The sequence below is a fragment of the Prevotella sp. DNF00663 genome (assembly GCF_001553265.1).
Lineage (GTDB): Bacteria > Bacteroidota > Bacteroidia > Bacteroidales > Bacteroidaceae > Prevotella.
Window position 1 is genome coordinate 1 of record NZ_KQ960665.1, and the last position, 253, is coordinate 253.

A 253-nucleotide genomic window follows, 5' to 3' on the forward strand; every position below is an offset into this window, starting at 1 on the left:
TTGAAGGTTACGGCTGTGCCTTTATCGCCGTCGTTCTTACCGCCATTGGCGAGGTCATCGTCGACACAGGAGACGAGCATGCCCAATGAGGCAAATATGCCTGACAATAATAAAAGTCTTGATGATTTCATTGTCTTATTTCTTTTTTGTTTGCATAGTCATTAAAACCAAATAGGTCATTAGAAGTTGGAGGGCGCAACCGGAGAGGGGGCAAAGCCACGAAAAAAATATTGCCGACCGGCTTCGCCAGAAT